Consider the following 18,046-nt stretch of genomic DNA (forward strand, 5'->3'; position numbering starts at 1 on the left):
TCCCCCGACCCAGTCATCACAACCAGGCCCGAAGGGCAACTTCTCAATCTTACCCGCCTCGCGGAGCCTGTCAAATCGACGCTTTCGGATCTCAGATCCGATGCGCAGCCGATGACCGCGATCCAGGAGGTGGGACTCTCTATCCTAGACGCAAGCGCCCACACTCTCAAGTGAGAGAAGGAGTTCGGGAGTTGTTCTTCCGCTTGAGGGGGGTGAGGCGCTTGGCCTTTCCGCTTCCCTGTGGGGCGAACAAGTAATAACTTACGCGGGATCCGGGGTCCGGGCAAATCCTGCCCGCCCCCCGGGCGTGTCTCGGTCGCGGCCGTCGCCGGCCCGCCCGCATCCGTCGCCCCTGGGACGCGAAAAGGGCCCCCGTCTCGATGACAGGGGCCCTTCTTCGGTCATGCTCAGATGGCGTTGACGTCCAGCGGGATGCCGGGGCCGAACGTGGTCGACACCGCACCCTTCTGGATGTAGCGGCCCTTTGCACTCGACGGCTTGAGGCGGACGATCTCCTCGAGGGCAGCGCCGATGTTCTCATCGAGCTGCTCAGCGGTGAACGAGGCCTTGCCGACGACGAAGTGCACGTTGGCGTGCTTGTCGACGCGGAACTCGATCTTTCCGCCCTTGATCTCCTCGACGGCCTTGGCCGTGTTCGGGGTCACGGTGCCGGTCTTCGGGTTCGGCATCAGGCCACGGGGGCCGAGCACCTTGCCGAGTCGACCGACCTGACCCATGAGCTCAGGGGTCGAGACGGCCGAGTCGAAGTCGGTCCAGCCTGCGGCGACCTTCTCGATGAGCTCGGCGCCGCCGACCTCATCCGCACCTGCGGCGATCGCTGCCTCGGCCGCGGGGCCGGTGGCGAACACGATGACGCGAGCGGTCTTGCCGGTACCGTGCGGGAGGATGACGGTGCCGCGCACCATCTGGTCCGCCTTACGCGGGTCGACCGCGAGCTTGAGCGCGACCTCGACGGTCGAGTCGAACTTCGCCGAGCCGGTCTCCTTCGCGAGAGCGACAGCCTCGGTCGGGGTGTAGAAACGGTCTGCCTCGATCTTCGCGACGGCAGCGTTGTAAGCCTTGGACTTAGTCATGATTGTTCTCCTCAGCCCTCGACCGTGATGCCCATGGAACGGGCGGTGCCGGCGATGATCTTCGAGGCGGCCTCGATGTCGTTCGCGTTCAGGTCGGCCTGCTTGGTCTCGGCGATCTGACGGACCTGGTCCTTGGTGATCTTTCCGACCTTGACGGTGTGCGGCGTGGCCGAGGCCTTCTGCACACCGGCAGCCTTCTTGATCAGCTCTGCGGCCGGCGGGGTCTTCAGGACGAAGGTGAAGCTGCGGTCCTCGTAGACGGTGATCTCCACCGGGATGACGTTGCCGCGCTGCGACTCGGTCGCGGCGTTGTACGCCTTGCAGAACTCCATGATGTTCACACCGTGCTGACCGAGCGCGGGGCCGATCGGCGGTGCCGGGTTTGCGGCGCCGGCGTTGATCTGGAGCTTGATCAGGCCGGTCACCTTCTTCTTCGGTGCCATTCTCTGTTCCTCTCATCGAACGGATGCCTCAGCATCCGATCTCCCACGAACCCGGCATCTCCGGGCTGTGGTGCGTTCGCACGCGCGCCGAAGCGCACACGCAAACCACGCAAGTCTACCGCATGCAGAACGCCCCGCCGGCCGGAGCCGAGCGGGGCGTTCTGAAGCAGTCTGGAATCAGCTCATCTTCGTGACCTGGTCGAACGACAGCTCGACCGGGGTCTCGCGCTCGAACAGCGACACGAGCACCGTGAGCTTGCCGCTCTCGGGCTTGATCTCGCTGATCGAACCCGGAAGGCCGGCGAACGAGCCCTCCTTGATCGTGATGGTCTCACCGACCTCGAAGTCGACCTCGGCCGGGACCGAGCGGGCGACGGCCACGCCGCCCTTGGACTGGACGTTCTTCGCAGTCGGGACGTCCTTGACCTCGACGAGCGCCTTCAGCATGTTGAAGGCTTCCTCGAAACGCAGCGGCGTGGGGTTGTGGGCGTTGCCCACGAAGCCGGTGACACCGGGGGTGTGACGGACGACGGACCAGGTGTCCTCGTTGAGCTCCATGCGCACGAGCACGTAGCCGGGGATCCGGACGCGCGTGACCATCTTGCGCTGACCGTTCTTGATCTCGACGACGTCCTCCATGGGGACCTCGACCTGGTAGATGTCGTCCTCGACCTCGAGCGTCGATTTGCGCTGCTCGATGTTGGCCTTCACCTTGCGCTCGAATCCGGCGTAGGAGTGGATGACGTACCACTTGCCCGGCATCATGCGCAGGTCCATGCGGAAGGCCTCGTACGGGTCCTCCTCCGCATCGTCGCCTGCCGCGTCTTCGGTGACGGCATCCTCGTCGCCGTTCACGTCGGGGCCGTCGTAGGGGGTGACCTCCTCGGCGGAAGCCGCCTCGAGATCTGCGGCCTCTTCGGCCGCTCCGTCGTTGAGGACCTCGGCGGCAGCCTCTGACTCTGCCGCTTCGTCCAGGTTGAGAGCGTCGTTCACGATCGCGTCCGCCTCCGGGTCGTCGATGTCGATGTCTTCCGTGCCTTCGTCGTTCAGGTCTTCCTCGTCGCCTTCGATGTGCACGGCGACGTGCTCCGCCGCGGAAGACGCGCGCTCTTCAGCGGAGAGCACGTTGCCCTCCTGCGCTTCGTCGTCCTCACTGGACTGCTCTGCAGCAGTCGCCCAGTCGGCGTCGTCGGAATATCGTTCAGACACGTTGTTTCTTTCCAATCATTGCGGCCGCAGCCGCGGGGATGACGCTTACTGCGGCACCCCGAAGACCTGAGCCGTCAGCCACGAGAAGGCGGTGTCCAGACCGTAGACCAGTGCCATCATGATCGCCACGAAGACCAGCACGACGCCGGTGAACTTGAACAGTTCCTTGCGCGTGGGCGTGACGACCTTGCGCAGCTCGCCGATGACCTGACGGAAGAACAGCGCGATGCGGCCGAAGAAGCCGAGCTTCTTCACGCTGGCGGTGCCGCCTGCCGCGACGATCTCGCCGCGCGGTTCGTCCTGATCCATCCTGAATGTACCTTTCGTGTGCCAGCGTGGCGCTGACGCGCAGGGCGGACAGGAATCGAACCTGCAACCTGCGGTTTTGGAGACCGCTGCTCTGCCAATTGAGCTACCGCCCTAGAGACCGTGAGGCCCCTGGATCTGCTTCCTCCCCACACCCGCGGGCATGGAAAAAGAATGCAGACAACTGCCTGTCCAGTGTACGGCATGCGGTGTGCCCCGGCGAACCGCACCCTCCGACGGGCTCGAGCACGCGCTGCTCAGAACAGCTGGCGCCAGTTCGCCCTGGCGAGATCCAACAGCTCATCCCCGCGGCCCGACATGACCGTGCGGATGGCGTACAGTGCGAATCCCTTGACCTGCTCGGCGGTGATCGCCGGCGGCATGGACAGCTCCTGACGCTCGGTGACGACGTCGAGCAGGGCGGGGCCGTCGTGAGCGAGCACCTCGCGCACCGCATCCGGAAGGTCTTCGCTGCGCTCCACTCGGCGCGCGAAGATGCCGAGTGCCTCGGCGACCGCCGCGAAGTTCGGATTCTCGAGATCTGTCGCGTACGTCACGAACCCTGCGGCCTTCATCTCGAGTTCGACGAAGTTGAGTGAGGAGTTGTTGACGACGATCGTCTTGACCGGCAACCTGTTCTGGGTGAGCGTGATGAGCTCGCCCAGCATCATGGCGAGTCCTCCGTCTCCGGCCAGCGCGACCACCTGACGATCCGGCCGCGCGGTCTGCGCTCCGATGCCGTGCATGAGGGCGTTGGCCATGGATCCGTGGGTGAACGAGCCGATCAGGCGTCGCCGTCCGTTCATGGTGAGATAGCGTGCCGCCCACACCGTGGGCGAGCCGACGTCGGCGGTGAAGACCGCATCATCGCTCGCCGCCTCATCGACCAGCCGCGCCAGGTACTGCGGATGGATCGGGTTCCCGCGCTTGGTCGGGACGGCCAGTTCGTCGAGCTTGGCGCGCGTCCTGCGATAGTGCGCGACGGCGTCATCGAGGTGCGAACGATCGGACTTCTCCGCGAGGCGCGGGACAAGTGCTTCCGCTGTCGCTTTGACGTCGCCGACGAGGCCCAGATCGAGCGGATGCCTCCTGCCGAGCTGCGATCCGCGGATGTCGACCTGGATCGTGGTGGCGTCCTCCGGATAGAACTGCGGGTACGGGAAATCGGAGCCCAGCACCAGCAGGGTGTCGGCGGATTCCATCGCCCGATACCCGGAGGCGAAGCCGAGCAGGCCCGTCATCCCCACGTCGAACGGGTTGTCGTACTCGATGAACTCCTTGCCCCGCAGGGCGTGCACGATGGGTGCGCCGAGACGATCGGCGAGCGCGACGACCTCGTCGTGCGCGCCCTCGACACCTGCGCCGGCGAGGATCGTCACCTTCGTGGCGGCGTTGAGCAGCTCTGCGGCCCGCTCGAGTTCGCTCGGGCTCGGGACGATCACCGGATGCGTGCGCTCGATGACGACGGCGCGATCGACGGGAACGTCGGCGAGCGCGACCTCACCCGGGATCACGATCACCGCGACCCCGCGCTTCTCGATGGCTTCGCGCATCGCGATCTCGAGGATGCGCGGCATCTGCACGGGATCGGCGACGTACTCGACGTAGACGCTGCACTCGCGGAACAGTTCCTGCGGGTGCGTCTCCTGGAAGTACCCCGTGCCGATCTCGCTGGTCGGGATGTGCGCCGCGATCGCGAGCACGGGGACGCGCGAGCGGTTGGCATCGAAGAGCCCGTTGATCAGGTGCAGGTTGCCCGGACCGCAGGAGCCGGCCACGACGGCGAGATCTCCGGTGAGGGCCGCATCCGCCGCCGCGGCGAACGCGGCGGATTCCTCGTGGCGCACATGCAGCCACCGGATCGTGCCGTCCTTGCGCAGCGCATCGGTGAATCCGTTGAGCGAGTCTCCCGGGATGCCGTAGACCCGGTCGATGTGGTTGGCGCGGAGGGTATGGACGATGTTCTCAGCGACGGTGGCCATGACATCCACGCTACGCCAGACGGCCGGGCGCAGGGCGAGACCTTCGGCATCCGTCTGCGGATCCCGAAGGTCTGCGACGCAGAAGGGCCCCTCCTCCGCGCTCGCGGATGAAGGGGCCCGTCTGCGATCGTCAGCTGATCGGGATCGCCGCGTACAGGATCCAGGTGAGGAGGAACCCTGCGACACCGAGCACGGTGGTCAGAGGCGTCCAGGTGCGCAGGCCGTCCTTGACCGACAGACCGAGGTAGCGGGTGACGACCCAGAAGCCGGAGTCGTTGACGTGGCTGAGGCCCAGAGCGCCGTAGCCGATCGCGACTGCGACGAGGGCGACATGGATGGTGTCGAGGCCGAGCACGGCGACCGACGGCAGCAGCAGACCCGCTGTCGTCGTGATCGCGACTGTCGCCGATCCCTGCGCCGCGCGCATGATGAGCGAGATGAGGAACGCGGCGAGCAGCAGCGGCATGCCGGATCCCGCGAGCACCTCGGCGACCGCACCGCCGATACCGGTCTCGGTGAGGATCTTGCCGAACGCCCCACCGGCACCCGTCACGAGGATGATGACGGCTGCGGCGGGCAGTGCCGACTCCATGACCTCGCCGAGCTTCGCGGCCGACCACCCGCGGCGCACGCCGAGGAAGAACATGGCCGCGGCGATCGCGACCATGAGCGCGAAGATCGGCTGGCCGATCATCGACAGGAAGCTGTTCCAGAAGCTGCCGGCCTCGAACGCGGGCGCCACGGCGGTGCCGAGCATGATGAGCACGAGCGGCAGCAGGATCAGTCCGAGCACGGTGAAGGCGCTGGGCGCCTTCTCACCGTCGCGGAGGCCCGCGTTCGCGGAGGGCTGGTCGTTGCCGAAGCTCTCGAACATCTCCTTGGTCGCCTCGATCATCGCGAACTCGCGGCGGTTGATCAGCTTGCCCACCCAGAAGGACAGCGCCGCGAGCGGGATCGACACGAGGAGCGCGAAGATCGTGACCCAGCCGATGTCGGCGCCGAGGATCGTCGCACCGCCGACGATACCGGGGTGCGGCGGGACGGCGACGTGCACCGCGAGCATGATGCCTGCGACGGGGAGCCCGAACTTGATCGGGTTGAGACCGGCGACCTTCGAGAACGCGAAGACGATCGGCACGAGGATGATGAAGCCGGCATCGAAGAACACCGGGATCGCGAGGATGGCCGCTGCGATCACGAGGGCGATGCCGACCCGCTTCGGTCCGAGCCACTTGGTGAACTTCCCGGCGAGCGACTCCGCACCGCCGGAGAGCTCGATGATCTTGCCGAGCATCGATCCGAGGGCGACGAGCACGGCGACGGAGCCGAGCGTTCCGCCGACACCGGCGATGATCGCCTGGATGATGCCGAGGCGTTCGACGGTGCCGTCATCCGCCGTGATGTTCGTCATCGGAAGGCCGGCGGCGAGGCCGACGACGATCGAGACGAGGATCAGGGCGTAGAAGGCCTGCATCTTGAAGCGGATGATCAGCAGGAGCAGCAGGGCGAGGCCTGCGATTCCGATCGCGATCAACGCGGGAAGAGGGAGCGTCACTGGATCTCTTCTTTCAGTTCTCCGGCGCGAGTGCGCCGGAGTGGGGTGTGGGTCAGGAGCGTCGTTCGGGGGCGATCACACGGATCACGGCGGAGTCGTCGTTTGCACCGAGGCCCTGGGCCTCGCCGAGCAGGAACAGCTGCTCGGCGGCGTTCGCGACGGGAGTCGAGAGGTGAGCGGCACGAGCCGCGTCGCCCACGATGCCCATGTCCTTGACGAAGATGTCCAGGCGGCTCAGCACCTCGGCACCGTCCTCGTCATAGGCCTGCAGCGCTCGAGGTCCGCGGTTGCCGAGCATGAACGAGTTCGCCGCCCCTGCGGTGAGCGCCTCGAGCGTCTTCTCACGGTCGAGTCCGAGGGCGTCGGCGAGTGCGAGCGCCTCGGCTGCGGCGGCGATGTGCACGCCGCACAGCAGCTGGTTGACCGTCTTCAGCGCCTGTCCGTCACCGGGCTTGTCGCCCACGATCGACAGCGTGGACGCGAGCTGTTCGAGCACAGGTCGTGCGACCTCGAGCGCGGCAGGGGTCGCGCCGACGACGATGAGGAGATCTCCTTCTCCGGCGCGCACGGGCCCTCCCGACAGCGGTGCGTCCACCAGCTGCGCACCGTTCTCGGCCAGACGTGCGGCGATGTCGGCGATGCCGTCGGTCCCGACGGTGCTGGTGAGGATGACGACCGCGCCGTCGGCCAGGTGCGATGCGAGGCCGGTCGCGCCGAACAGCAGTCCGTTCAGCTGTTCGCCGGTGCGCACTGCCACGAGAACCGCCTGGGCATCGGCGACGGCATCCGCCGCGGAGTCCGCCGGAGTGACGCCCTTCTCCACGGCCAGAGCGATGCGTTCTGCGGCGATGTCGAAGCCGCGCACCTCGAAGCGCTCGGCGAGACGGGTGGCCATCGGGAGCCCCATGGCTCCCAGACCGATGACGGCGACGGTGGAGGTCATCGCTGTTCCTTTCCATTGGCGTCGGCGAGCGTCGAGACGACGCGGGCCAGAGAATCCGTGTCGCCGACGTTGCCGGCGAAGACGATGTAGGGGATACCGACCGCGGGGCCGGTCTCCGGCTGCCACAGCGAGACGATTCCGGGGAGCATCGGTCCCAGTACCGTGGCCCGGCGGATCTCGAGCGCCTCGCTCGCGACGTCGCTCGAGGTGATGCCGCCCTTAGCGATCACAAACCGGGGCGGCGCGAGTGCGAGCACGCGGCGCACCAGGTCGACGACGCCGCTTGACACCTTGCGCGCGATGTCGAGGCTCTCGTCGCCGTCGGCTCCGGTGACGAGTTCGCGCGTGGTGTGCACGATGACCGTGCCGTTCGCGAGCGCCTGCGCCGCGGCATCCGCCTGGGCATCGAGGTGGGCACCGCGGCGCTGATCGATCAGCTGACGCACGTCGAGTTCGATCGTGACGGTGTCCGGTCGCTGACGACGCAGCTCCTCGAGCTGCTCGGTGGTGAGCGGCACATGACTGCCGACCACGACGAGTCCGCCGCGGTCGTAGGCGAACGGGATGTCCTCGGCGACGACGGGTTCGGCGATCTCCTGCCCGATGTGCGCGCGCACATACGGCGGGCCGACACGCAGCAGCACGTCGCGATCACGCATGCGGTGAAGTGCGAGCGCGACGACGCGCATGTCGGTCTCCTCCACGACGTCGACCACGACGGCCGACCCCGTCGGCACGTCGCGGAGGAAGGACACCACCGCGTCGACACCCGAACGGATCACGCCGATCGTCAGGGCCGCCACGTCGTCCGGGGCGATGCGTCCTGCGGTCTTCTCGGCGACCCATTCCCGCAGATCGGACGCGGAGAACCCGAACGTCGCGTCCTGCGCGAACGGCGTCTCCCCCACCGGCGTCGCCTCGCCGTCGGTGACCCAGTAGTGCACCGACTCGACCGTGATGCGTCCGGCATCGGGGAAGGCGGGGACGATCAGGACGAGCTCGGGAGCCGTACCGCCGTGCGCGACGATCTCCCGGGCGAGCACATCGGTCTCGAGCGGGAAGTGACCGCGGAGCGTCGAATCGCTCCGCGAGACGAAGGTCACACGACGGCCGGCCTCGGATGCCGCGGCGAGGGTGACGGCGACGACCTCGCTGTTGCGCGCGGCGGCGGCGTCCTCATCGAGCGATCGGGTGTTGGTCAGCACGTAGACGGCCGCGGCTCCGGTCGCGAACGCGCCGGCGAGGTCTTCGTGCTCCCAGCGGGTCAGCACCGGGAGGCCGGAGACCGACTGGGTTCCGGTGGGATCGTCGTCCAGCACGACGAGCACGCCGTGCGGGTCGAGGGCGGCGCGGACCTCGTCGGCGCCGATCCGGACGGGCGCGGGCAGGGAGGCGAGAAGCGCGTCGAGGTGCATGGGAACTCCTTCGTCCAGGATCTGCTGCGGTATGCGAGGTTCTCGGAGGTCGTTATCCGATATCAGATAACGAGAGTACGCCCCGTTCGCGCTTCCGCAAAATCGTGGCGTCTACTCGCCCAGCACGTAGTGCAGCAGGTCGTCTCGGGTCTGGCGCATGTGACTCGCCATGGCCTCGCGCGCGGCATCCGCAGAACGCGTGCGCATCGCCTCGAGCACCGCCGCATGCTCGACGATCGCGTGTTCGCGGATGTCGCGCACTGAGCTCGTCTCGGTGCGCGAGTCCTGCAGCATCGTGGTGAGCGGACGCACGGATGCGACGAGGATGCGGTTGTCCGCGGCCGCGAAGATCACGTCGTGGAACGCGAGGTCGGCATCCACGAAACCCGGGACATCGCCGTTGTCGTGCGCCGCCCGCATCAGGGCGAGCATCGACTCGAGCTTCGCGATGTGCTCGTCCGTGCACCGCGGGGCGGCGAGCTCGGCCGCGCCGGTCTCGAACATCACACGCATGTCGATCAGGTCGAGCGATGAGCGACGACGGGCTCCCCCGCTGCGGGCCACGCGCACGACGGCTTCCAGCCCGGTCCATTCGTCGGCCGGTGCGATCCGGTGCCTGCTGCCGGGTACGGGGACGATGACGCCCTGCGCCTGCAGCAGTCGCACGCCCTCACGCAGCGTCAACCGCGAGACGCCGAGCAGCGCCGCGAGATCGGCCTCCGCGGGAAGGGTCTCGCCGGCGACGAGCCGCCCGGCGATGATCTCGTCGAGCAGCCCGTCGACGACGGATTGCGTGCGGGAGACTCGTTCGACCTTCATGCGTCCAACGGTAGCGCTACCGCACGCGTCAGCAGATTCAGCCCTCAGGCCGTGCGGATGAGCTTCTTGTTCACGAACTCGTCGGCGGCGAGGTGACCGAGCTCACGCGAGGTGCCACTGCGCTTGACTCCGCCGAACGGCAGTTCAGGGCTGTCGGCGAGCACGAGGTTCACGTAGACCATGCCCGCCTCGATCCGATCCGCGACCCGCTCGGCCTGCTCCGCATCCGTCGTGAAGAGGTACGAGCCCAGGCCGAAGGCCGTGTCGTTGGCCAACTCCACCGCGGCATCCTCGTCCGCGACCCGGTACACGACGGCGGCGGGACCGAACAGCTCCTCACGGTACGCATCCATCTTCGCCGTCACATCGGCCAGGACCGTCGGTGCGAAGAAGGCGCCGTCGCGGGTGCCTCCGGTGAGCAGGGTCGCGCCCTGTTCGACCGCACCGTCGACCTGGCTCTGCAGGTGCTCCGCCGCTGCGAGCGATGCGAGCGGTCCGAGCACGGTGTCGTCCTGCATCGGGTCGGTCGCAGGCACGATCGACATGCGCGCGACGAACTTCTCCACGAACTCGTCGTACAGCCCGTCCACGATGATGAAGCGCTTCGCGCCGTTGCAGGCCTGGCCGTTGTTGTCCAGGCGCGCGTCGACGGCGGCCTGCACCGTGGCATCCATGTCGTGCGTGGACAGCACGATGAAGGGGTCGGAGCCACCGAGCTCGAGCGCGACCTTCTTGAGATTGCGTCCCGCCACCTCGGCGACCGCAGCGCCCGCGCGCTCGGAACCGGTCAGGGAGACGCCCTGCACGCGCGGATCGGCGATGATGCCGGCGATCTGCTCGTTCGTGGCGAGCACATTCTGATACGCACCGTCCGGGAACCCTGCGGTGCGATAGATGTCGGCGATCGCGTTCGACGACTCGGGGCATTGAGGTGCGGGCTTGAGCAGGATCGTGTTGCCGACGACCAGGTTGGGCGCGGCGAAGCGGACGATCTGGTACGCCGGGAAGTTCCACGGCATGATGCCCAGCAGCGGCCCCAGCGAGTCGCGCCGGATGATCGCCGACCCCTCGCCGAGGATCGCGATCGGCTGGTCGGCCATGATCGCCTCGGCCTGGTCGGCGTAGTACTCGGCGATGTCGGCCGCGAAGTCGACCTCGCCGAGCGCTGCTTCGCGGGGCTTGCCCATCTCACGCACGAAGATGTCGGCGAGCTCCTCGCGGCGCTCTCGATGAAGCTCCGCCGCACGGCGCAGGAGCGATGCCCGTTCGGCGACCGTCGAGGAGCGCGACCATTCCCGGTGCGCATCGGTGGCGGCGGCGATCGCGTGCTCGATCTGCGCGTCGGTGAAGGTGTCGTAGGTGGCGAGTGTCTCGCCCGTGGCCGGGTTGACGACGGCGTAGTCGGTCATGATCGGTCCTCTCAGTTCGGGATCAGCGTGTACTTGGTCGACAGGTACTCGTGGATGCCCTCGAATCCGCCCTCGCGGCCGATGCCGGACTGCTTGACACCGCCGAAGGGTGCGGCGGCGTTCGAGACGACGCCCACGTTGAGCCCCATCATGCCGGTCTCGAGCGCGTCGATCATCCGGTGGCCCCTCGCGAGGTCCTCCGTGAAGACGTAGGACACGAGCCCGTACTCGGTGTCGTTCGCGAGGCGCACGCCCTCCGCCTCGTCGGTGAAGGTCGCGATCGCCAGGACGGGACCGAAGATCTCCTCGCGGAGGATGTCGCTGCCCGCGGCCACCTCCGTGATCACGGTCGGCTCGAAGAACGTGCCGTCGCCGTCGAGCGCGTGCCCTCCGGCCAGCAGCTTCGCACCGCGGCCCACCGCGTCGTCGACGAGTTCGCCGGCCTTCGACACGGCATCCGCATCGATGAGGGGGCCGATCGTGACGCCGTCCTCGGTTCCGCGCCCGATCTTCATCGCCTGCACGCGCTCGGTGACGCGGCGCGCGAACTCCTCTGCCACGTCGGCGTGCACGATGAAGCGGTTCGCCGCCGTGCACGCCTGGCCGATGTTGCGGAACTTGGCGAGCATCGCGCCGTCCACCGCCTTGTCGAGGTCGGCGTCGTCGAAGACGACGAACGGCGCGTTGCCGCCGAGCTCCATCGACACGCGCAGCACGCCCTCCGCCGCCTGGGCGATGAGCGTGCGCCCCACCTCGGTCGACCCGGTGAACGAGAGCTTGCGCAACCGCGGGTCGGCGATGATCGGAGCCGAGAGCTTGGACGACGACGACGTCTGCACGACGTTGACCACGCCGGCGGGAAGCCCTGCCTCCTCCAGCAGTGTGACGAAGAACATCGTGGTCAGCGGGGTCAGTGCCGGAGGCTTGATCACCACGGTGCACCCTGCGGCGAGCGCCGGCGCGATCTTGCGCGTCGCCATGGCGAACGGGAAGTTCCACGGGGTGATGAAGAACGAAGGGCCGACCGGACGCTGCGAGACCACCATGCGCCCCGTGCCCTCGGGGTTGGAGCCGTACCGACCGGTGATGCGCACGGCCTCCTCGCTGAACCACCGCAGGAACTCCCCGCCGTACACGACCTCGCCGCGCGACTCCGCGAGCGGCTTGCCCATCTCGAGGGTCATCAGAAGAGCGAGGTCCTCCTTGTGCTCCTGCACGAGATCGAACGTGCGGCGCAGGATGTCGCTGCGGGTGCGCGCGGGGGTCGCGGCCCATGAGGCCTGCGCCTCGACCGCGGCATCGAGAGCGCGGATGCCGTCCTCCGGCGTCGCATCCGCGATCGAGTGGATCACGGCATTGGTCGCGGGGTCGCGCACATCGAACGTGCGACCACCGGCGGCATCCACCCACTGGCCGCCGATGAAGAGTCCCGACGGGACACGATCCAGGAGGGCCTTCTCATTGGGTGCGGTTGTCATCGTGCTCTCTTTCTGTGCGGGGATGGATGTCTGTGCGAGGTGGCGCGGGCGTCAGCGTCGTCGCAGGCTGGGCGGGGCGTCCATGGTCAGCGTCTCACCGCGGAAGAACGCGGGTCGCTTGATGGCCTGCCAGATCATGATGACTATGCCGAGGACGATCACGGTCACGCCGAGGATGAACACCAATCCGATGCCCGCGATGTTCGAGCCACTGCCGTAGTCGGGGTTCATGCTGTCGACCAGCGTCATCACGAACAGCGCGGCGAGGATGATGCCGCCGACCAGGGGGAACAGCAGCGTGAAGAAGAACGTCCTGGTGGAGTCGAACCACTGCTTGCGGAAGTACCAGACGCAGGCGAATGCGGTGATGCCGTAGTAGAAGCAGATCATCATGCCGAGCGCGGTGATGGTGTCCCACAGCACGTCCTCGCTGATGAAGCGCATGACGGCGTAGAAGGCGGATGCCACGACCGCGGCGATGATCGTCGCATACCCCGGCGTGAAGAACCGAGGGCTGACCTTCGCGAACTGCGACGGCAGGGCGCCGTAGTGCCCCATCGCGAGCAGAGTGCGCGCCGGGGAGACGAACGTCGACTGCAGGGAAGATGCAGAGCTCGTGAGCACGGCGAGCGAGACGAGGAAGGCCAGTGGTCCGAGGATGGGCCCCGACAGGTAGAAGAAGACGTTGCTCTGGATGTCTTCGTTGCCGAGCCCCAGTGCTCCGGTACCGATGCCGGCGAACGACAGCAGGGCGATCGAGAGCAGCAGGTAGAGCACGACGATCGTGATGACGGTGAGGGTCGCCGCGCGCCCAGGTGTCTTCTCGGGGTTCTTCGTCTCCTCGTTCATCGTGAGGGTGACATCCCACCCCCAGAAGATGAAGATGGACAGCGAGAGCCCGGCGACGATCGCGCCGACCGATCCGACCGCGAACGGGTTGAACCAGCTCAGCTCGACCGGACTCGCGTCGAAGGCATTGCCCTGCGCGACCTGCACGAACGCCGTGATCGAGAAGACCAGCAGCACGAGCAGCTGGAAGCCGACCAGGTAGTACTGCAACTTCTGCGTGGTCTGCATGTCGCGGTAGGACACCAGCGTCGCACCGAGCATGAACAGCAGGCAGACTGCGACATTGATGAACGGGTTGAACGCGAGTTCGGCGATCGTGCCAGGACTTCCCGCGATCTGGTCGATCAGCAGGAACAGGAACTCCACGGCGATGCCGGCGAGATTCGAGAGCACCAGGATGGTCGCGGCGATCAATCCCCAGCCGGCCATCCAGCCCACCCACGGGCCGAACGCACGCGCGGCCCAGGTGAACGAGGTGCCGGAATCGGGCATGGAGCGGTTGAGCTCGCGGTAGCCGAACGCGACCAGGAGCATGGGGATGAAGCCGATCAGGATGATGGCCGGTACCTGGAATCCGACCTCAGACACGGTCGGGCCCAGCGCCGCGGTGAGCGTGTAGGCGGGCGCGATGCAGGAGATGCCGATGACGACGGCACCGATGAGGCCGACGGTCCCTGCGCTCAGGCCCTTCTGCGAGAGGCCTCCCGTGACAGGGGCGGGTTCGGGTGCGGAATCCGTGGCGCGAGGGGTGGTGCTCATGTGAGGTCTCCTTCGACCTGGGCACCTGTGCGGGTGCGTGGCACGACGATCATGGGAACCGGGAGCACGCGCAGCATCTTCGCTGCGGTGGACCCGAGGAACAGGCGGCGCGGCTGGGCGAGGCGGCTCGATCCGACGAGGATGACCTCGCCGGGAAGCCACGACAGGTGCGTGACGGCATCCTCGACGCTGTCCCCTGGCGCCTGCTCGGCCGATACCTCGACATCGTCCGGCAGCGCGTTCTTCGCGGTGGCCAGCACCTCGTCGGCGTGGCCGCCGGCCACGACGCGGATCGCTCCGGTGTCGAGACCGGGCGGCACGTCGAACGGCACCAGCGACACGAGACGCAGCGAGGTGCCGCTGTCGGTGGTCATCGCCACGGCCTCGTCGAGCAGCACGTCGGCACCGGCACGCGTGCCGAGCGCCGCAGTGATGCGCGGGACGACGTCGACGGTCTCCTGCGCGGTCCCCGCGGGTGCCAGCGCCACCGGGATCGGCGAGGAGTGCACGAGGGCGGATGCCACGCCGCCCAGCCGGTGCCGGCCGAAACCAGCGCCCTCAGCGGCGCCGACGACGATCAGGCGTGCGCCGAACTCCTCGCCGGCGGCGATCAGCCCCTCGGCGAACGACTCTCCGAGGCGGACGTGCCCGCTGCGCGTGAGTTCCTGCGGTAGGTGCGTCATCGCCTCGGCGAGCCACTTCTTGCCCTGCGCGCGGATGACGTCCTCGTACGCGCGCTCCGGCGGGACGGCCGCGCTGCGCGTGCCCTCGGACGGCAACACGATGACCAGGTGCAGCCGCGCGCCGAGGCTGCGCGCCAGGCGCGCCCCGAGCGCAGCGGCATCGGCTCCGGCATCCGTCGCGGTGTACCCGACGACGATCGCGCCGCTCATTCCGCGCTCCCGGCCGCGCTGGTGGCTGCGCCGCCGGTCGCCCGGCTCGCCTCCACGATGTCGGAGGCGACGAGGTGGCCCATGCGGATGGCGCCGTCGACGTGCTGGTATCCGGCGCCGGCGAGATCGCTGCAGGCGAAGTGGATCGGTCCGACCGGGGTGCGCAGGTCCTTGCCGTAGCGGTGCAGGCCGCCGAGGTCGAAGCTCGCGGCGTACGCACCGCGCGTCCATTCCTCGCTCCCCCAGTCGCTTTCGTAGTACACGACCGGGTTCTTCGCCTCGGGGCCGTAGTAGTGCGAGAGCGACTCGAGGATGCGCTCCTTGCGCTCCTCGGCGCTGAGCTCGAAGACGCCGTCGGCATGCGTGTCCGAGACGAAGCCGACGAGCGTGCCCCGCTCATCACCGTGGTTGGTGTTGTCGTACGCCTCATGACACAGCTCGTACGGGCTGAACGCAGTCGCGCTGAGACCCTGTTCGCGCCAGAACGGCCGGTCGTAGACGGCGTGCACCTTGATGACGAATCCCATCGAGAGGTGCTGGTGCAGTTGGTGCTGCCGGCGCGGCATGGGCGGGACGAACGAGATGCGGTTGTAGAGCACCGGCGCGTGGGCGAGGATCGCGAAGCGCGCCCTGACGGTGAGATCGTCCGTCTCGGCGGTCACGCCGGCGTCTCCCCACTCCAGAGAGCGCACCGGCTGATTGAGCAGCACGTCGTCGCCGAGGTGCTCGGCGAGCAGCAGCGGCACCTGCTGCAGACCCCCCACGACGCGTTCGTCGAGGATGAAGTCGGCGTCGACGAGATTCGAGAAGCTTCCGGCGGATGCTGCCATCAGCAGCGCCTGCAGCGTGGAGAAGGCGTGAGCGGGCTTGGTGAGCATGGCGCCGGCGATGAAGAGGGCGATGTTGTCGCGCGCTTCCTGATCGTCGGTCTGCACGGCGAGCCACTGCTCGAACGACACCTCGTCGAGCGCTTCCGCGTCGGGATGCGCCCATGGCCGGTCGGGGTCGATCTCGGCGACCATGGCGTCGAGCTTCTCGATCAACTCGACCATGACCTTCTCGGTCTCGGGAGCGACGGGGAAGATGTCGCCCGTGAACCGGGTGAGCTCGCCCGAAGGACCGATGTAGACGCTCTCGCCCTCGCGGTAGCGGCTGTAGGTCGACAGGCCCAGTTCTTCGAGCGTCTCCTTCAGTGCATCCTGATCCGGCGACACCCACTGGCCGCCGATCTCGAGCATCGCGCCGTCGATGACGTCGGTCCACAGCCGTCCGCCGACGCGGTCGCGCGCCTCGAGCACTGCGACGGAGAGACCGGCCTTTCGCAGGTCGTTGGCGGCGGTGAGCCCCGCCGCTCCGGCGCCCACGATGAGCACGTCCCGTGTGATCTCAGCCATCAGCAACTCCTTCGTCGTTCAGCGGTCGGTGTGACGAGCGCCGGTCGCGATCCGAAATCCCCCGATACGAATCGCGACCGGACGTTCTATGCGGCGGCGAGCGCCTCCGCGACGACGTCGAGCCCCTCGCGCAGCAGGTCGTCGCCGATGGACAGGGGTGGGAGGAAGCGGATCACGTTTCCGTACGTCCCGCACGTGAGCACGATGACGCCCTTCGCGATGGCCGCCTTCGCCACGGCCGCGGTGAGCGCGGCATCCGGAGCGTTCGTCTCCGGGTCCACGAACTCGGCCGCGATCATCGCGCCGTGCCCTCGGATGTCGCCGATGCGCGGATCCTGCGACTGCAGGCCGGCGAGCCGCTCGGTGAGGATCTCGCCGATCTGCTGCGCGCGCTCGATGACCCCGTCGTTCTCGAACACGTCGATCGCGGCGAGAGCCGCGGCGCACGCGATCGGGTTGCCGCCGTAGGTGCCGCCGAGGCCACCGGCGTGCGAGGCGTCCATGATCTCTGCGCGGCCTGTGACAGCGGCCAGGGGCAGACCGCCGGCGATGCCCTTCGCGGTCGTGATGAGGTCGGGGACGACCCCGAAGATCTCACTGGCGAACATGTGCCCCGTGCGGGCGAAGCCGGTCTGCACCTCGTCTGCGATGAAGACCACGTCGTGCGTGCGGCACCAGTCGGCGAGCGCGGGGAGGAAGCCGTCTGCGGGGACGATGAAGCCGCCCTCGCCCTGGATGGGCTCGATGATGATCGCTGCGAGGTTGTCGATCCCGATCTGCTTCTCCATCTGCGAGATCGCGCGGGCGGCGGCGTCGGGGCCGGTGAGTCCGTCGCGGAACGGGTACGACATCGGCGCGCGGTACACCTCAGGCGCGAACGGGCCGAAGCCGCTCTTGTACGGCATCGATTTGGCGGTGAGTGCCATCGTGAGGTTGGTGCGGCCGTGATAGCCGTGGTCGAAGGCGACGACGGCCTGGCGACCGGTGTGCTTGCGGGCGATCTTGATCGCGTTCTCGACGGCCTCCGCGCCGGAGTTGAACAGTGCGCTCTTCTTCGCGAAGTCGCCGGGGGTGAGCCGGTTGAGCGCTTCTGCGACCTCGATGTACGACTCGTACGGCGAGATCATGAAGCAGGTATGCGTGAACTGCACCGCCTGCGCCGCGACGGCCGCGGCGATCTTCGGGTGCGCGTTGCCCACCGTCGTCACGGCGATACCGCTGCCGAGGTCGATGAGCGAGTTGCCGTCGGCATCCACAACGACTCCGCCGCCGGCCGCCACCGCCGCGACGGGGACCGTGTGCCCGACACCCGCCGGCACGGCGTCCGCCTTGCGGGCGAGGATCGCGGCCGAGCGCGGTCCGGGGAGTTCGCTGACGAGTCGCCGGTGCTGCGGGAGGTCTGGTCCGCCGAGCGGAAGTGCGGGTGCTGCGGTGTCGAGAAGTGCCATGTTCGTGAGCGTATGCCGCCCCGCCGCCGCGCCGCACTCGCCCGACTGTA

At 67.9% G+C, this 18,046-nt stretch carries 15 protein-coding genes and 1 tRNA gene; all 16 read right to left on the bottom strand.

Annotation, left to right across the window (positions count from 1 at the left end):
- Positions 1–407: 407 nt before the first annotated feature.
- The 16 genes from rplA to gabT all read right to left on the bottom strand — a co-directional run bounded on the left by rplA (position 408) and on the right by gabT (position 17,996).
- Positions 408–1,097 carry a 50S ribosomal protein L1 gene (rplA, locus tag ACYVG2_RS09550; protein WP_188435684.1) on the bottom strand — a complete coding sequence of 230 codons (690 nt, stop codon included), beginning with the start codon at positions 1,095–1,097 and terminating at the stop codon, positions 408–410.
- A gap of 8 nt (positions 1,098–1,105) precedes the next feature.
- Positions 1,106–1,537, bottom strand: a complete 432-nt coding sequence (rplK, locus tag ACYVG2_RS09555; protein ID WP_144792427.1) for a 50S ribosomal protein L11 — start codon at positions 1,535–1,537, stop codon at positions 1,106–1,108.
- 177 nt (positions 1,538–1,714) lie between these two features.
- A complete protein-coding gene (gene nusG, locus ACYVG2_RS09560; protein WP_460780777.1) occupies positions 1,715–2,746 on the bottom strand; it encodes a transcription termination/antitermination protein NusG in 1,032 nt (343 codons plus the stop codon).
- 45 nt (positions 2,747–2,791) lie between these two features.
- Positions 2,792–3,055 (bottom strand): preprotein translocase subunit SecE, encoded by a 264-nt coding sequence (gene secE, locus ACYVG2_RS09565; RefSeq protein WP_448964513.1) that lies wholly within the window; start codon positions 3,053–3,055, stop codon positions 2,792–2,794.
- Positions 3,056–3,095: 40 nt separating this feature from the next.
- A tRNA-Trp gene (locus ACYVG2_RS09570) sits at positions 3,096–3,168 on the bottom strand.
- A 141-nt stretch (positions 3,169–3,309) separates the two neighbouring features.
- Positions 3,310–5,034: a ubiquinone-dependent pyruvate dehydrogenase gene (gene poxB, locus ACYVG2_RS09575; RefSeq protein WP_460780778.1), complete on the bottom strand. Its 1,725-nt coding sequence runs from the start codon at positions 5,032–5,034 to the stop codon at positions 3,310–3,312.
- Between the two features lie 130 nt (positions 5,035–5,164).
- The gene (locus tag ACYVG2_RS09580; RefSeq protein WP_460780779.1) at positions 5,165–6,589 is read right to left on the bottom strand and encodes a GntP family transporter; all 1,425 of its coding nucleotides are present in this window, start codon (positions 6,587–6,589) and stop codon (positions 5,165–5,167) included.
- Positions 6,590–6,641: 52 nt separating this feature from the next.
- Positions 6,642–7,532: an NAD(P)-dependent oxidoreductase gene (locus ACYVG2_RS09585; protein WP_460780780.1), complete on the bottom strand. Its 891-nt coding sequence runs from the start codon at positions 7,530–7,532 to the stop codon at positions 6,642–6,644.
- The gene (locus tag ACYVG2_RS09590) at positions 7,529–8,947 is read right to left on the bottom strand and encodes a four-carbon acid sugar kinase family protein (protein WP_460780781.1); all 1,419 of its coding nucleotides are present in this window, start codon (positions 8,945–8,947) and stop codon (positions 7,529–7,531) included. The genes ACYVG2_RS09585 and ACYVG2_RS09590 overlap by 4 nt, the downstream gene beginning before the upstream one ends.
- Before the next feature lie 111 nt (positions 8,948–9,058).
- Positions 9,059–9,766 carry a FadR/GntR family transcriptional regulator gene (locus ACYVG2_RS09595; protein WP_460780782.1) on the bottom strand — a complete coding sequence of 236 codons (708 nt, stop codon included), beginning with the start codon at positions 9,764–9,766 and terminating at the stop codon, positions 9,059–9,061.
- Positions 9,767–9,810: 44 nt separating this feature from the next.
- On the bottom strand, positions 9,811–11,175 hold the full coding sequence (locus ACYVG2_RS09600) for an NAD-dependent succinate-semialdehyde dehydrogenase (protein ID WP_460780783.1): 1,365 nt from the start codon (positions 11,173–11,175) through the stop codon (positions 9,811–9,813).
- 11 nt (positions 11,176–11,186) lie between these two features.
- Entirely contained in the window at positions 11,187–12,653 is a 1,467-nt protein-coding gene (locus tag ACYVG2_RS09605; RefSeq protein WP_460780784.1) for an NAD-dependent succinate-semialdehyde dehydrogenase, read from the bottom strand.
- Between the two features lie 51 nt (positions 12,654–12,704).
- Positions 12,705–14,261 carry an APC family permease gene (locus ACYVG2_RS09610; protein WP_460780785.1) on the bottom strand — a complete coding sequence of 519 codons (1,557 nt, stop codon included), beginning with the start codon at positions 14,259–14,261 and terminating at the stop codon, positions 12,705–12,707.
- The gene (locus tag ACYVG2_RS09615) at positions 14,258–15,154 is read right to left on the bottom strand and encodes a universal stress protein (protein ID WP_460780786.1); all 897 of its coding nucleotides are present in this window, start codon (positions 15,152–15,154) and stop codon (positions 14,258–14,260) included. Before ACYVG2_RS09615 ends, ACYVG2_RS09610 begins: the two co-directional genes overlap by 4 nt.
- Positions 15,151–16,548 carry a flavin monoamine oxidase family protein gene (locus ACYVG2_RS09620; protein ID WP_460780787.1) on the bottom strand — a complete coding sequence of 466 codons (1,398 nt, stop codon included), beginning with the start codon at positions 16,546–16,548 and terminating at the stop codon, positions 15,151–15,153. The genes ACYVG2_RS09615 and ACYVG2_RS09620 overlap by 4 nt, the downstream gene beginning before the upstream one ends.
- 86 nt (positions 16,549–16,634) lie before the next feature.
- On the bottom strand, positions 16,635–17,996 hold the full coding sequence (gene gabT / locus ACYVG2_RS09625) for a 4-aminobutyrate--2-oxoglutarate transaminase (protein ID WP_460780788.1): 1,362 nt from the start codon (positions 17,994–17,996) through the stop codon (positions 16,635–16,637).
- Between the last annotated feature and the right edge of the window lie 50 nt (positions 17,997–18,046).

It is taken from the genome of Microbacterium shaanxiense, from assembly GCF_054779995.1.

What these genes read in the sequence shown, in the direction of transcription:
- ACYVG2_RS09590 (WP_460780781.1), bottom strand. Translation starts at nt 8,947, where the DNA reads ATGCACCTCGACGCGCTTCTCGCCTCCCTGCCCGCGCCCGTCCGGATC.
- ACYVG2_RS09585 (WP_460780780.1), bottom strand. Translation starts at nt 7,532, where the DNA reads ATGACCTCCACCGTCGCCGTCATCGGTCTGGGAGCCATGGGGCTCCCG.
- ACYVG2_RS09605 (WP_460780784.1), bottom strand. Translation starts at nt 12,653, where the DNA reads ATGACAACCGCACCCAATGAGAAGGCCCTCCTGGATCGTGTCCCGTCG.
- secE (WP_448964513.1), bottom strand. Translation starts at nt 3,055, where the DNA reads ATGGATCAGGACGAACCGCGCGGCGAGATCGTCGCGGCAGGCGGCACC.
- ACYVG2_RS09620 (WP_460780787.1), bottom strand. Translation starts at nt 16,548, where the DNA reads ATGGCTGAGATCACACGGGACGTGCTCATCGTGGGCGCCGGAGCGGCG.
- gabT (WP_460780788.1), bottom strand. Translation starts at nt 17,996, where the DNA reads ATGGCACTTCTCGACACCGCAGCACCCGCACTTCCGCTCGGCGGACCA.
- ACYVG2_RS09600 (WP_460780783.1), bottom strand. Translation starts at nt 11,175, where the DNA reads ATGACCGACTACGCCGTCGTCAACCCGGCCACGGGCGAGACACTCGCC.
- ACYVG2_RS09610 (WP_460780785.1), bottom strand. Translation starts at nt 14,261, where the DNA reads ATGAGCACCACCCCTCGCGCCACGGATTCCGCACCCGAACCCGCCCCT.
- poxB (WP_460780778.1), bottom strand. Translation starts at nt 5,034, where the DNA reads ATGGCCACCGTCGCTGAGAACATCGTCCATACCCTCCGCGCCAACCAC.
- ACYVG2_RS09615 (WP_460780786.1), bottom strand. Translation starts at nt 15,154, where the DNA reads ATGAGCGGCGCGATCGTCGTCGGGTACACCGCGACGGATGCCGGAGCC.
- ACYVG2_RS09595 (WP_460780782.1), bottom strand. Translation starts at nt 9,766, where the DNA reads ATGAAGGTCGAACGAGTCTCCCGCACGCAATCCGTCGTCGACGGGCTG.
- rplK (WP_144792427.1), bottom strand. Translation starts at nt 1,537, where the DNA reads ATGGCACCGAAGAAGAAGGTGACCGGCCTGATCAAGCTCCAGATCAAC.